At 75.7% G+C, this 13,851-nt stretch carries 10 protein-coding genes; all 10 read right to left on the reverse strand.

What is annotated here, in order from left to right:
• Window positions 1–38 precede the first annotated feature (38 nt).
• The 10 genes from murC to mraZ all read right to left on the reverse strand — a co-directional run bounded on the left by murC (window position 39) and on the right by mraZ (window position 13,634).
• A complete protein-coding gene (gene murC, locus CS2_RS19720) occupies window positions 39–2,714 on the reverse strand; it encodes a UDP-N-acetylmuramate--L-alanine ligase (protein ID WP_070319543.1) in 2,676 nt (891 codons plus the stop codon).
• Entirely contained in the window at window positions 2,707–3,975 is a 1,269-nt protein-coding gene (gene ftsW / locus CS2_RS07815; protein ID WP_082131333.1) for a putative lipid II flippase FtsW, read from the reverse strand. The genes murC and ftsW overlap by 8 nt, the downstream gene beginning before the upstream one ends.
• A complete protein-coding gene (murD, locus tag CS2_RS07820; RefSeq protein WP_070319544.1) occupies window positions 3,972–5,441 on the reverse strand; it encodes a UDP-N-acetylmuramoyl-L-alanine--D-glutamate ligase in 1,470 nt (489 codons plus the stop codon). The genes ftsW and murD overlap by 4 nt, the downstream gene beginning before the upstream one ends.
• Window positions 5,442–6,524 carry a phospho-N-acetylmuramoyl-pentapeptide-transferase gene (gene mraY, locus CS2_RS07825; RefSeq protein WP_070319545.1) on the reverse strand — a complete coding sequence of 361 codons (1,083 nt, stop codon included), beginning with the start codon at window positions 6,522–6,524 and terminating at the stop codon, window positions 5,442–5,444.
• Window positions 6,521–7,951 carry a UDP-N-acetylmuramoyl-tripeptide--D-alanyl-D-alanine ligase gene (locus CS2_RS07830; RefSeq protein ID WP_070319546.1) on the reverse strand — a complete coding sequence of 477 codons (1,431 nt, stop codon included), beginning with the start codon at window positions 7,949–7,951 and terminating at the stop codon, window positions 6,521–6,523. Before CS2_RS07830 ends, mraY begins: the two co-directional genes overlap by 4 nt.
• Entirely contained in the window at window positions 7,948–9,510 is a 1,563-nt protein-coding gene (locus tag CS2_RS07835) for a UDP-N-acetylmuramoyl-L-alanyl-D-glutamate--2,6-diaminopimelate ligase (protein WP_070319547.1), read from the reverse strand. Before CS2_RS07835 ends, CS2_RS07830 begins: the two co-directional genes overlap by 4 nt.
• Window positions 9,511–9,533: 23 nt before the next feature.
• Complete coding sequence (locus CS2_RS07840) at window positions 9,534–11,399, reverse strand: peptidoglycan D,D-transpeptidase FtsI family protein (RefSeq protein WP_233421110.1); 1,866 nt, start codon at window positions 11,397–11,399, stop codon at window positions 9,534–9,536.
• 116 nt (window positions 11,400–11,515) lie between these two features.
• Entirely contained in the window at window positions 11,516–11,935 is a 420-nt protein-coding gene (gene ftsL / locus CS2_RS07845; RefSeq protein ID WP_070319549.1) for a cell division protein FtsL, read from the reverse strand.
• Window positions 11,932–12,930 carry a 16S rRNA (cytosine(1402)-N(4))-methyltransferase RsmH gene (rsmH, locus tag CS2_RS07850; protein WP_070319550.1) on the reverse strand — a complete coding sequence of 333 codons (999 nt, stop codon included), beginning with the start codon at window positions 12,928–12,930 and terminating at the stop codon, window positions 11,932–11,934. Before rsmH ends, ftsL begins: the two co-directional genes overlap by 4 nt.
• Before the next feature lie 230 nt (window positions 12,931–13,160).
• Window positions 13,161–13,634: a division/cell wall cluster transcriptional repressor MraZ gene (mraZ, locus tag CS2_RS07855; protein ID WP_046528177.1), complete on the reverse strand. Its 474-nt coding sequence runs from the start codon at window positions 13,632–13,634 to the stop codon at window positions 13,161–13,163.
• Window positions 13,635–13,851 lie beyond the last annotated feature (217 nt).

The following is a 13,851-nucleotide window of genomic DNA, read 5'->3' on the forward strand; positions in this document are numbered from 1 at the left end:
CGCCGCCGGGCGTCGCGGTGCCGGCGGGCGCTGCGGGCTCACGGCCGGGCACCACCCGCGGCACCACCGTCGGCCGGCGTCGCCTCCGCGCCCGCGACCTCGGCGCGGGCCGCCAGCTCCGCCAGCACGACCGGGCCCAGGTCGGTCACGTCACCCGCCCCGACCGTCAGCAGCAGGTCGCCGGGGCGCGCGAGCGCGGCCGCGGCCCGCGCGGCGTCCTGGCGGCCCGGCACGAACACGGCCTTGCCGGGCGTCGGCACGTGCGCGACGACGAGCGCACCCGTCACCTCGGGGTCCGGGTCCTCGCGCGCCGCGTACACGTCGGTCACGACCACCGCGTCGGCGAGGTCGAACGCCGCGCCGAACTCGCGCGCGAACGTGCGCGTGCGGGAGAACAGGTGCGGCTGGAACAGCACCACGACGCGACCCTCGCCCGCGACCTGGCGCGCGGTCCGCAGCAGCGCCGCGACCTCGGTCGGGTGGTGCGCGTAGTCGTCGACCACGCGCACGCCGTCCGCGCTGCCGCGGTCCTCGAAGCGGCGACCCGTCCCGACGAAGTCGCCGAGCCCGGCCGCGGCCTCCTCGCCCGGGACGCCCAGCCGACGCAACGCGCACCAGGCCGCGGCCGCGTCGAGCGCCATGTGCGCACCGGCCACGCGCAGGTGCAGCACCACCGGCGGCTCGTCGCGCGGCGTCAGCTCGACGCGCCACCGGCCGTCGTCGGTCGCCGTGCTCTCGCCGACGCGCACGTCCGCGTCCGGGGCCGTGCCGTACGTGCGCACCTCGACACCGCGCGTCGCGAGCCGGTCGCGCACGGCCGCGACGAGGCGCGCCGACCCCGCGTCGTCCGCGCACGCGACGAGCAGCCCGCCGTCGCGCACGCGGTCGGCGAACCGCTCGAACGCGGCCTCGAAGCGTTCCTGCGTGCCGTAGTGGTCCAGGTGGTCGGGCTCGACGTTCGTCACGACCGCGACGAGCGGCTCGTAGGCGAGGAACGAGCCGTCGGACTCGTCGGCCTCGGCGACGAACGGCCCCTCGCCGTGCCGCGCACCGCCGAGCGTGCCCGCGGTCGAGCGCACGACCCCGCCGATCGCGAACGACGGGTCGGCGCCCGCGTGCACGAGCGCCGCGGCCACCATGCCCGACGTCGTCGTCTTGCCGTGCGCGCCCGCGACGGCGACCGCGTCGCGGTCCGCCATGAGCGCGGCCAGCGCCTCGGACCGGTGCAGCACCGGGACGCCGCGCTCGCGCGCCCGGGCGACCTCGGGGTTGGTGTCGCGCACCGCCGACGAGACCACGAGCGTGTCGACGTCCTCGACGTGCGCGGCGTCGTGCCCCACGTGCACCGTCACGCCCGCGGCCCGCAGCGGCGCGAGCGCCGGGCCGTCGTGCGCGTCGGACCCGCTGACCCGCAGGCCGCGCGCCGCGAGCAGCGGCGCGACCGCCGACATCCCCGCACCGCCCACGCCGACGAGGTGCACACGGCCGAGGTCGGCCAGCGCCACCGGCCCGCGCTCCCCCGGGTCCGCGACGGCGGGGACGTGCGCCCGGCGCCCGACGGCCGCCGGTGCCGTGGCCCGCAGGTGCGCGGGCAGCTGCGCGTCGACCAGGTCCGCGACGCGCGCGGCGGCGTCGCGGACGCCGACCGCGGCGGCCGCCGCGCCCATGCGCGCGCGCGTCTGCGCCGCGTCCCCCGAGCCCAGCAGCACCGGGACGTGGGCGCGGACCCACGCCGGCGTGAGGTCGGCGTCGTCCACGAGGACCCCGCCGCCCGCGGCGACGACGCCCGCCGCGTTGAGCCGCTGCTCGCCGTTGCCGAACGGCAGGGGCACGTAGACCGCCGGGATCCCGAGCGCGGCGAGCTCGCAGACCGTGCCGGCGCCCGCGCGGCCGACGACGACGTCCGCGACCGCGAGCGCGCGGTCCATGGCCGTGAGGTACTCCACCACGTGGTAGCGCTCGGCGCCCGGCACGCCCTCGAGCGCCGCGCGCACCTCGTCGGCCTTGCCGCGGCCCGTCAGGTGCAGCACCTGCGCACCCGTCGCGAGCAGGTCGGCGGCCGCACCGGCCACGGCACGGTTCACGCTCACCGCACCCAGCGAGCCGCCGGTGACCAGCAGCGTCGGCAGCTCGGGGTCGAGCCCGAGCGCCGCGGCACCCTCGCGGCGCGTCGCGGCGGCGTCGACGGCGCGGGCCGCGAGCAGGTCCTGCACCGCGGTGCGCAGCGGCAGGCCGGTCACCTGCGCACCCGGGAGCGCGGTGCCCTCGAACGTCACGGCGACCGCGGCCGCCCACCGCGCACCCAGCCGGTTCGCGAGGCCCGCGCGGGCGTTCTGCTCCTGCACGACGACGGGGATCCCGCGCCGGCGCGCCGCGAGGTACGCGGGCGTCGCGACGTACCCGCCGAACCCGACGACCACGTGCGCGTCGACCGCGTCGATCGCGTCCTGCGCGGCACGCACCGCGGCGCGCAGCCGCCCGGGCAGCCGCAGCCAGTCGGGCGTGGGACGGCGCGGCAGCGGCACGCGCGGCACGACGTGCAGGTCGTAGCCGTGCTCGGGCACGAGCCGGGACTCCAGGCCCTCGGCCGTGCCGAGCACCGCGATCCGCCCGTGCGGGTGCCGGCGGCGCAGCTCGTCGGCGACCGCGAGCAGCGGGTTGACGTGCCCCGCGGTGCCGCCGCCCGCGAGCAGGACGCCCGGCGCGTCAGCCACGGGTCCGCCCGATCACCGCGAGCGAACGCCGCACGACCGAGGGTCGAGCGGCGAGCGCCTCGGCGGCGCCCGGCTCGGAACGGGCGAACGAGAGCAGCATGCCCAGGGCGGCCATGGTCATGATGAGTGCGGAACCTCCGGCGGAGACGAGCGGCAGCGGCACCCCGATGACGGGGGCCAGTCCGATGACGACGGCGATGTTGACCAGCGCCTGCCCGACGATCCACGCGAAGGCGGCCGCGGTGGCGATCTTCACGAAGGGGTCCGGGTGACGGCGCATGATGCGGACCATCGCGAACGCGAGCAGCGCGAACAGCGCGAGCACGAGCAGCGTGCCGACCATGCCGAGCTCCTCGCCGAGGATCGCGAAGATGAAGTCGTTGTGGGCGGCCGGCAGGTAGGACCACTTCTCGGCGCTCTGCCCGAGGCCGACGCCGCTCCAGCCGCCCGTCGCCAGGCCGTAGCCCGCGTGCAGCGTCTGGTAGCACTCGTTCTGCACGTCGCAGTCCGCCGACAGCCACGACATGATGCGCGCCATCCGGTTCTCGCTGCCGATCGCGAGCGCCGCGACGCCCGCCGCGGCCACCGCGCCGGCGACCGCGAAGATCCGCAGGGGCACGCCCGCGACGAACATCGCCCCGGCCACGAGCAGCACCATCACCATCGCGGTGCCCAGGTCGTGCCCGAGGAGCACCACGCCGATCGCGACGCCGGCCACCGGGACGGCGGGCACCAGCGCGTGCTGCCACTCGTGCAGCAGCCGCAGCTTGCGCGAGAGCACCGCCGCGAGCCACACCACGAGCGCGAGCTTGACCGCCTCCGAGGGCTGCGCCGTGAAGCCCGGCACGCACACCCAGTTGCGGTTGCCGCCCGCACCGCACCCGAGCGGCGTGAACACCAGCAGCTGGAACACCACGGCGAACCCCAGCAGCGGCCACGCCGCCGCCCGCATGAGACGCACGGGCACCCGCGACAGCACGAGGAGCACGGGCAGCCCCATGAGCGCGTACTGCGCCTGGCTGAAGAACACCGCGTACGGCGACTTCCCGGCCGCGAGCGACTCGACGCTCGAGCTCGAAAGCACCATGACCAGCCCGATCGCGACGAGCAGCAGCGTCGCCCCGAGCAGCACGTAGTAGCTCGTCACGGCGGAGTTCCAGGTGCCGAGGAACGCGGGCTCGCGCACCTCGGGCGTGCCGCCGGGCGGCGTGACCGCGCGGGTCGGTGCGCTGCGCGGGCGCGCGTCGGGGCCGGGCGTCACGGCGCGCCGTCCGCGCGCCGCTCCTGCCCGGCGTCGTCGCCCCCGAGGCGGTGGACGGCCGCGGCGAACGCGTCGCCGCGCGCGGCGTACGAGGTGAACTGGTCCATCGACGCGCAGGCCGGCGCCAGCAGCACGGTCACGGGCACGCCCTCCGGCGCACCGGCGGCGAGCCGGCGCGCGGCGGTCACGGCGCGGTCCATCACCGGTTCAGTGTCACCGGCGTCCACCTCGAAGACCGGGACGTCGGGCGCGTGTCGGGCGAGCGCGTCGCGCAGCGGCGCACGGTCCACGCCGACGAGCACGACGCCGCGCAGCCGGTCGCGCCGCTCGCGCACGAGGTCGTCGAACTCCGCGCCCTTGGCGAGGCCGCCCGCGACCCACACGACCGACCCGGGCTCGAAGGCCGCGAGCGAGGCCGACGCGGCGTGCGCGTTGGTCGCCTTCGAGTCGTCGACGTACGCGACGTCGTCGACGCGGCCGACCGTCACGATGCGGTGCGCCCCGGGCGCGAACGCCCGCAGCCCGTCCCGCACGTGCGCGGGCTCGACGCCGTGCGCGAGCGCGAGCGCGGCCGCCGCGAGGGCGTTGCGCACGACGTGCGGCGGCACGACGCCGCCCGGCCCGGCGAGCTGCGCCAGGTCCGCGAGCGTGCCGAGCTCGGCCGCGTGCGTGTGCCGCAGCCGCGCGAAGCCCCGGTCGACGAGCACGTCGTCGACCAGCCCCACCTGCCCCACGGCGGGCGTGCCGAGCGTGAAACCGACGGCGACGCAGCCGTCGACGACGTCCGCGTCGCGCACGAGCCGCTCGGTCACGGGCTGGTTCGCGTCGTAGACGCACGCGACCTGCGCGTGCTCGTAGATGCGACCCTTGTCCGCCGCGTACGCCTCGAGCGACCCGTGCCAGTCGAGGTGGTCGGGGGCGACGTTCAGCACCGCCGCGGCCTGCGCCGACATCGAGGACGTGTGGTGCAGCTGGAAGCTCGACAGCTCGACCGCGAGCACGTCGAGCGCGGGGTCGACGGCCGCGAGCACGACCGGCGTGCCGACGTTGCCCACCGCGAGCGTGCGCCGACCGGCGGCGCGCAGGATCGACTCGAGCATCCCGACGGTCGTCGTCTTGCCGTTCGTCCCCGTGACGGCGAGCCACGGCGCGGGGCCGTCGCCGCCGTCGCGCGGCACGCGGACGTGCCACGCGAGCTCGACCTCGCTCCAGACGGGCACGTCGCGCTCGCGCGCCGCGACCAGCAGCGCGTGGTGCGGCGGCAGGCCCGGCGACGCGACGACGAGGTCCGCGCCGGCGAGACCGTCGGCGACCAGGACCGCGACGTCGTGCGCGTCCGCCTCCGGCGCGCGGTCGTCGTACGTCACGACGCGGGCGCCGCGGTCGGCCAGCACCTGCGCCGCTGCGCGCCCCGAGACCCCGAGGCCCGCGACCAGCACGGTGCGACCGTCGAAACGTGCGTCCACCTACTGCGCCACCCACTCCGCGTAGAAGATCCCGACGCCGAGCGCCACGAACAGCCCGGCGATGATCCAGAACCGGATGACGATCGTCACCTCGCCCCACCCCGACAGCTCGAAGTGGTGGTGCAGCGGCGCCATCTTGAACACCCGTCTGCCGGTCATCTTGAAGAAGCCGATCTGGATGACGTCCGACAGCACGATGAGCACGAAGAGCCCGCCGATGATCGCGCCGAGGATCTCGGTGCGCGTGAGGATCGTGAGAGCCGCGAGCGCACCGCCCAGCGCGAGCGAGCCGGTGTCGCCCATGAAGATCTTCGCGGGGCTGGCGTTCCACCACAGGAAGCCGAACAGCGCTCCCGTGATGGCTGCGGCGACCACCGCGAGGTCCAGCGGGTCGCGCGTCTCGTAGCACCGTGGCCCTGCGGACAGGATCGCCTGGCAGCTCTGGTTGAACTGCCACACCCCGACCAGGACGTACGCGCCGAACACGATGAGCGACACGCCCGTCGCGAGGCCGTCGAGGCCGTCGGTGAGGTTCACCGCGTTCGACCACGCGGTGATGAGGAAGTTGGCCCAGACCACGAACAGCACGAGGCCGACCGTGACGCCCGCGAACGCGAGGTCGAGGTTCGTGTCACGGATGAACGAGATGCGCGTCGACGCGGGCGTGCGGAACTGCCCGTTGGGGAACTGCAGCGCGAGCACCGAGAACACGACGCCCACGACGCCCTGGCCCACGATCTTCCACAGCGGCGACAGCCCGAGGGACCGTTGCCGGGAGATCTTGATGAAGTCGTCGAGGAAGCCGACGACCCCCAGCCCGGTCATGAGGAACAGCGCGAGCAGCGCGGACGCGCTCGGACGGGTCCCCGTCAGCAGCAGGCCGAGCGCCCAGCCGACGAGCGTCGCGCCGATGATGACGACGCCGCCCATCGTGGGCGTGCCACGCTTGGTGAAGTGCGCGGTCGGCCCGTCCTGCCGGATGAACTGACCGTACTGACGACGGACCAGGAACCGGATGAACAGCGGCGTGCCGAGCAGCGCGAGCAGCATCGAGATGCCGCCCGAGATCAGGACGGCCCTCATGCGTCGGCCCCCGTCAGCACGTCGCCGAGGCGCCACAGGCCGGCGCCGTACGACGACTTCACGAGCACGACGTCGCCCGCGCGGAGCTCGTCCGCGAGGAACGCGGCCGCGGCGTCGACGTCGTCGGCCAGCACGACCTCGTCGCCCCACGACCCCTCGTGGTTGGCCCCGTCGCGGATCGCACGCGCGCCCTCGCCGACGACGACCGTGAGCCCGATGTTGAGGCGCACCACGAGCCGTCCGATCGCGTCGTGCGCCGTGCGGTGCTCGTCGCCCAGCTCGAGCATCTCGCCGAGCACCGCGACCGAGCGACGCTCACGCCCGGCGATGACCGCGAGCGCCTTGAGCGCGGCGCGCATCGAGTCCGGGTTGGCGTTGTACGAGTCGTCGACCACGGTCACGCCGTCGGGGCGGTCCACGACGTGCATGCGGTGCGGCGACAGCGCGTCGGCCGCGGACAGGCCCGCGACGACGTCGTCCAGGTCGAGACCGACCGCGAGCGCGCACGCCGCGGCAGCGAGCGCGTTGTGCACGTGGTGCTCCCCCACGAGCCGCAGCTCCACGCGACGCTCGTGGGTCGCGCCGTCCACGGCGTGCACGAGCGTGAACGACGCGCGACCGAGCCCGTCGAGACGCACGTCCGCCGCGCGCACCTGCGCGTCGGGCGCGACGCCGAACAGCACGACCGGGCCGGGGGCCTGCGCGGCCATCGCGCGCACGCGGTGGTCGTCGGCGTTGAGCACGGCCGTGCCGTCGGGCACGAGCCCCGCGACGATCTCCGCCTTGGCGCGCGCGACGTCCTCGACCGTGCCGCCGAAGCCGCCCAGGTGGGCGTGGCCCACCAGCAGGACAGCGGCGACGTCGGGGGGTGCGACGTCGGTGAGGTACGTGAGGTGGCCGGGGCCGCTCGCGCCCATCTCCAGCACGAGGAACCGCGTGGCCTCGTCGGCGCGCAGCACCGTGAGCGGCAGCCCGATCTCGTTGTTGAACGACCGCACGGGCGCGACCGTGGGGCCCGCCGCGCCGCACAGCTGCGCGAGCAGGTCCTTGGTCGTGGTCTTGCCGACCGATCCGGTGACGCCCAGCACGCGCAGGCCGCTGCCGCCGGGGGCCGCCGCGGCCTCGCGCAGGCGCACCAGCACGTCGCGGGCCAGGTCGCCCAGCGCGCGCTCGACGTCGGGCACCACGACGCACGGGACGCCGTCGAGGGCGCGCGAGGCGAGCACCAGCGCGGCGCCGGCCTCGACGGCCGCGGGCGCGTAGTCGTGCCCGTCGACGTGCTCGCCGGGCAGCGCGACGAACAGGCCGCCGGTCAGCGCCTCGCGCGAGTCGACGACGACCGGGCCGGTGACGACCTGGTGCGCGGGGACGCCGGCGAGCGTGCCGCCGGTCGCGGCCGCGATCTCCGCGGCGGTGAGGGCGATCACGCGTGCTGCTCCCGGCGCTCGGCGCGGGCGGCGAGGAACACGTCACGGTCGTTGTAGCGGTGGAACACCCCGGCGATCTCCTGGGTCGGCTCGTGGCCCTTGCCCGTGACGATCACGGTGTCGTCCGGACCAGCCAGACGAAGGGCGTCGCGGATGGCCTGCGCGCGGCTGGTCGCCTCGTGCACGTCGGCCAGGTCGGGGCGCACGTCGCGCACGCCCTCGAGGATGGCGGCCCGGATGGACGCGGGGTCCTCCGAGCGCGGGTTCTCGTCGGTGACCACGAGCACGTCGGCCAGCCGCGCGCCGACCTGCCCCATGATCGGGCGCTTGCCGCGGTCGCGGTCGCCGTCGGACCCGTAGACCAGCACGAGCCGGCCCGGCGTGATCGGGCGCACCGCCTCGAGCGCGAGCGTGAGCGCGTCGGGCGTGTGCGCGTAGTCGACGAGGCACAGCGGCCAGCCGTCGCCGCGCTCGACGACGCGCTCCATGCGTCCCGGGATCGCGTGCGCGCGCCCGACCGCGTCGATCGCGGCGCCCAGCGGCACGCCCGCGGCGTGCGCGAGCACGACGGCCAGGGCGGCGTTCGACACGTTGACGAGACCCGGCAGCGGGCTGTGCGCCTCGTGCACGCGGCCGTCGGGCCCGCGCAGCGAGAACCGCGAGCCCACGCCGTCGAGGCCCACGTCGGCGTCGACCACGACCCAGTCGGCACCCGCGCACACCGGGCTGCCCGCGCGCGTCGCGACGCTCTCGACCGGGATCGGCGCCTCCTCGGCGAGACGCTGGCCCCACACGTCGTCCACGACGACGACGCCGCGGCGCGCCTGCTCGGGCGAGAACAGCCGCGACTTCGCGCGGAAATACCCCTCCATGTCGCCGTGGAAGTCGAGGTGGTCGCGCTGCAGGTTCGTGAAGCCCACGACGTCGAACCGCGTGCCGAGCACGCGCCCCAGGGCGAGCGCGTGCGACGAGACCTCGGTCGTCAGCGCCGTCGCGCCGCGTTCGCGCGCGAGCGCGAGCAGCGACTGCAGGACGGGCGCCTCGACGGTCGTGCGCGGGCTCTCGACCGCGTCGTCGCCGATCCGCAGCTCGACCGTGCCCAGCACGGCGGTGCGCTCGTGCACGGCCCGCAGCGCGGCGTCGACGAAGTACGTCGTCGTGGTCTTGCCGTTCGTGCCGGTGACGCCGACGGTCACGAGGCGCTCGCCGGGGTCGCCCAGCGCCCACGCGGCCACCGGCCCGGCCAGCAGCCGGGGGTCGTCGGCGAGGAGCACCGGCGTGCCGGCGGGCACGAGCGCGGCGCCCTCGTCGTCGGTCAGCACGGCCACGGCCCCGCGCGCGACCGCGTCGGCCGCGAACCGTGCGCCGTGGACCTTCAGGCCCGGCACCGCGACGAAGAGGTCGCCCGGCGCCACGTCGCCGCTCGCCATGGACACACCCGTGAAGGTGGTCCCGGCGGCGTCGGGGCCGGTGGTCCGCAGCGCGAACGCCGCGACGAGGTCGTCGACCCTGCGGGCCGGCGGGTGCTCAGGGCGCAGCCGGCCCAGGGGGGACGTCATGGGGAGGAATCTACCCCGGTCGGTCACTCCCACGTCGCCGGGTACAGCGTCGGAGCGGCCCCCGAGGGCGCGATCCCCAGCTGCTGCAGCGCGTATCCCGTGACGTCCGCGAACACGGGCGCGGCGACCGTGCCGCCGTACGTCGACGTGCGGGGGTTGTGCAGGATGACCGCCGTCACGATCTGCGGGTCGTCGGCCGGGGCGACCCCGATGAACGACGACGTGTAGCCGCTCGGGTTGAAGCGCTGCGCGGTGCCGGTCTTGCCGGCGACGCGGTAGCCCGGGATGGCCGCGTTGGTGCCCGTGCCGTCGTCGACGACGCTCTCCATCATCGACAGCACGCTCGCGGCGGTCTGCTCGGAGACGACGCGCGTGGCCTCGGGGGCGTCCTTCGCGACGTAGGTGCCGTCGGCGTCGGTGTACCCCGCGACCATGTGCGGCGCCACGCGCACGCCACCGTTGGCGATCGTCGCGAAGACGCTCGCGGCCTGCAGGGCGTTGACCGACACGGCCTGCCCGAACATGACGGCGTACTCGTCGCGGCCCTGCCACTTGTCGGGCGTGCGCAGGCTGCCCGGCGTCTCGCCGGGCATCTCGATCCCGGTGCGCTGCCCGAACCCGAACTTGGCCATGTAGTCGTACCGCTGCTGCTTCGTGAGCCGCTGGCCGAACTCGACCGTGCCGACGTTGGAGGACTCCGCGAAGATCCCCGTGGCCGTGAGCTTGAGCACGGGGTGGTCGTGCGAGTCCTTGATCGTCTCGCCCTGGGGGGTCTGCCACCGGTCCGCGACCTGGAACCGCTCGGTCGGCTGCACGACGCCCTCCTCGAGCGCCGCCGCCATGGTCACGACCTTGCTCGTGGAGCCGGGCTCGAACGCGTCGGACACGCTGCGTGACAGCGCGTCAGCCGCGGCGTCGCCCGGTGCGTTCGGGTCGAACGCCGTGGAGTCGGCGAGCGCGAGCACGCGCCCGTCCTTCGTCATCACGACGACGGTCCCGGTCTCGGCACCGGTCGCCGCGACCTGGTTGCGCAGCGCCTCCTCGGCCTTCCACTGCAGGTCGAGGTCGAGCGTGAGCCGCACCGACCGGCCGTCGCGCGCGGGGGTCTGCTCGCCGGCACCGCCGGGCAGGGGCTGCCCGCCGCGCCCGCGCTCGTAGCTCTCCTGGCCGGCGGTGCCCTGCAGCTCGCCGTCCAGCGCGTACTCGAGCCCCTGCAGCCCGACGCCCTCGGAGTTGACGAAGCCGACGATGTTGCCGCCCACCGCGCCCTTCGGGTACACGCGGTCCGCGACGCGCTCGACCACGATGCCGTCGAGCCGCAGGGCCCGGATCTCGCGTGCGACCTCGGGGAGCACGTCCTTGGCGACGACGACGTAGCCGCGGTCCCCCACGAGCCGCCCGCCGAGCTCGGCCGGGCTCGTGCCGAGCAGCGGCGCGAGCTGCGACGCGACGCCCGCGGCCCCGCTCAGCGCGTCGGCCGACCCGCGCCCCTTGTACGCCGCGACCTGGTTCTGGTTGACGACGACGCGGTACCGCTCGACGGACGACGCGAGCACGACGCCGTCGGCGTCCGTGATCTCGCCGCGCGCGCCCAGCGTGGAGACCTGCGTCATGCGCGCCGCGCGCGCCTGCGCCGCGATCTCGGGACCGGCGACGCCCTGCACGTAGACCAGCCGGCCGACGAACACCGACAGCACGAGCGCGAGCGTGACCACCAGCGCGACCATGCGCCCGCGCGACGCCACGACGGTGCGCGGCGCGGCGTCGCCCGCGGGCAGGCGTCCGCCCGCGCGGACGGCGCCCGTCACCGGGCGCGCGGCGACGCGGTCACGCGTCGGGCCGCCCGTGCCGGGCCGACGACGCGGGACGGTGCCCGTGCGCTCGCTCACGCGGCCCACGGTGCCACGCGACGCGCGACGATCCGCTGCGGCGCGCGGGGCGGCTGCCCCCGAGCGCGCGTGCGGCGCGCGACGCACCCGCGACGCGCCGCCGGGCGCCTGGGCGCTCATCCGGCCGCGGGGGCGGGGGCTCCCTGGACGCTGCCGTCCGCGAGCCGCAGCCACCCCGTGCCGTTGGCCTCCACCATGCCGAGCGCGCGCGCCGCCTCGGCGAGCTGCGTCGGCGACGACTTCGCGTCGAGCTGCGCGACGAGATCCATGCGGTCCTGCCGCAGCCGCCCGAGCTCGTTGGACAGCTCGTACCGCTCGAACGCGAGCGACGCGACCTGCGTGTTGAGCAGCAGGGCGGCGAGCAGCGCACCGCCCAGCACGGCCATGCAGGCGAGCACGAACGGCACGCGGGACCGGGACTGCGCGGGCGCGCGGACGACGCGCAGCCGCGGGCGGGGCGCCGGGGCCGGGCGTGCCGGCTGCGGGTAGGCCCGCGCGGAACCGGTGCGGGCGGCGGCCAGGGGCAGGGCGCTCATGCGGCTCTCCTCGGGGTGCGCAGGTGGTCGGGGGTGGGACGCAGCCGCTCGGCGGCTCGCAGGCGGACGGACTGCGCGCGCGGGTTGCGCGCGAGCTCGTCGAGGTCGGCCTCCTCGGCGCCCCGGGTGAGGAGCCGCAGGTAGGGCGCGTGCGTCGCGGGCTCGACGGGGAGGTCGGGCGGTGCGCTCGACGTCGCACCCGCGGCGAGCGTGCGCTTGACGAGGCGGTCCTCGAGCGACTGGTACGACTCGACGACGATCCGCCCGCCGACCGCGAGCGCCTCGACCGACGCGGGCAGCGCGCGCTCGAGGGCCGCCAGCTCGCCGTTGACCTCGATACGCAGCGCCTGGAACGTGCGCTTGGCGGGGTGGCCGCCCGTGCGCCGGGTGGCCGCCGGCACGCCCGCGCGGACGACGTCGACCAGCTCCGAGGTCCGCGTGAGCGGCCGCTGCTCGCGACGCCGCACGACGCCGCGCGCGATCCGCGCGGCGAAGCGCTCCTCGCCGTACTCGCGCAGCACCCGGGCGATCGCCCGCTCGTCGTAGGTGTTGAGGACGTCGGCCGCGGTCGGGCCGGTGGTCGGGTCCATGCGCATGTCGAGCGGTGCGTCGTGCGCGTACGCGAAGCCGCGCTCGACCTCGTCGAGCTGCAGCGACGACACACCCAGGTCCATGAGGACGCCCTGGACCGCCGGGATGCCGAGGTCGTCGAGGACGTCGCGGATCTCGTCGTACACGGCGTGCACGCCCGTGAACCGGTCACCGAACGGCGCGAGCCGCGCCGAGGCCAGCGCGAGCGCCTGCGGGTCGCGGTCGATCCCGACGACGCGCACGTGGTCGAACGCGCGCAGCACGCCTTCGGTGTGCCCGCCCATGCCGAGCGTCGAGTCGACCATCACGGCACCGGGGGCGGCGAGCGCGGGCGCGAGCAGGTCGAGGCACCGCTGCAGGAGCACCGGCGTGTGCCGGGTCGCGGCGTCGTGCTGCTCGTCCATCTGCCCTCCCCTGCTGGTCTCGCCGCGGCCGTCCGCTCGTGCGGGTCGCGGTGCGTGCGGTGCTCGGTGTGGTGGTGCCGGTCGTGCCCGTGGATGGCCGGACGGTCCCTCCTCCGTCCGGCCAGATCCCCCACCGACCCTCTGGCGCCGGGGAAGTGGCGTCAGAGCGGACGGGAGGAGGTCTCGTCGGGCGGAGCGGTCGTCGGGCGGTCTCGGGCGGGTGCTGCTCGTCAGAAGGGGCCGTTCGGGAAGACCTCCTCGGTGGTGTCGGCGTACCCGGCCTCCTGCTCCGCCAGGTACGTCTCCCAGGCCTGGAGGTCCCAGATCTCGACGCGGGTGCCGGTGCCGATCACGGCCACGTCCCGGTCGAGCCCGGCGTAGGTCCGGAGCATCGGCGGGATCGAGATGCGCCCCTGCTTGTCGGGCTGCTCGTCGCTCGCACCGGACAGGAAGACGCGCAAGTAGTCGCGGGCCTGCTTGCTCGTGACGGGCGCGGTGCGCAGCTGGTCGTGCATCCGACGGAACTCGTCCATCGGGAGCACGAAGAGGCAGCGCTCCTGCCCGCGCGTCATCACGAGCCCACCGGCGAGCTGGGGCCGGAACTTCGCCGGGAGGATGAGCCGCCCCTTGTCGTCCAGGCGCGGCGTGTACGTCCCGAGGAAGGGCGCGAAGGAGCCGAAGGCGCCGGACGACTCATACGACACCTCACTCCCCTCCCGTGCGCCCCGACCGGTCGACCACCCCGGCGCGAGGGCCTCACCGACCCTCGCTCCGCAGCGGTGCGGACCAGCTTCCCCCAGCCCTCACCACGTGCCTCCACGGTACTCCACTTCCCTCCACCCGCATCTTTTGAATGCGGGAAGTTCACCCGTTCGATCCGCGTTCACGCAGGTCAGACACGTGGAGCGAAGTGGAGGGCCC

Source organism: Cellulomonas iranensis NBRC 101100 = JCM 18110 (assembly GCF_001552375.1).
Taxonomy (GTDB): domain Bacteria; phylum Actinomycetota; class Actinomycetes; order Actinomycetales; family Cellulomonadaceae; genus Cellulomonas; species Cellulomonas iranensis.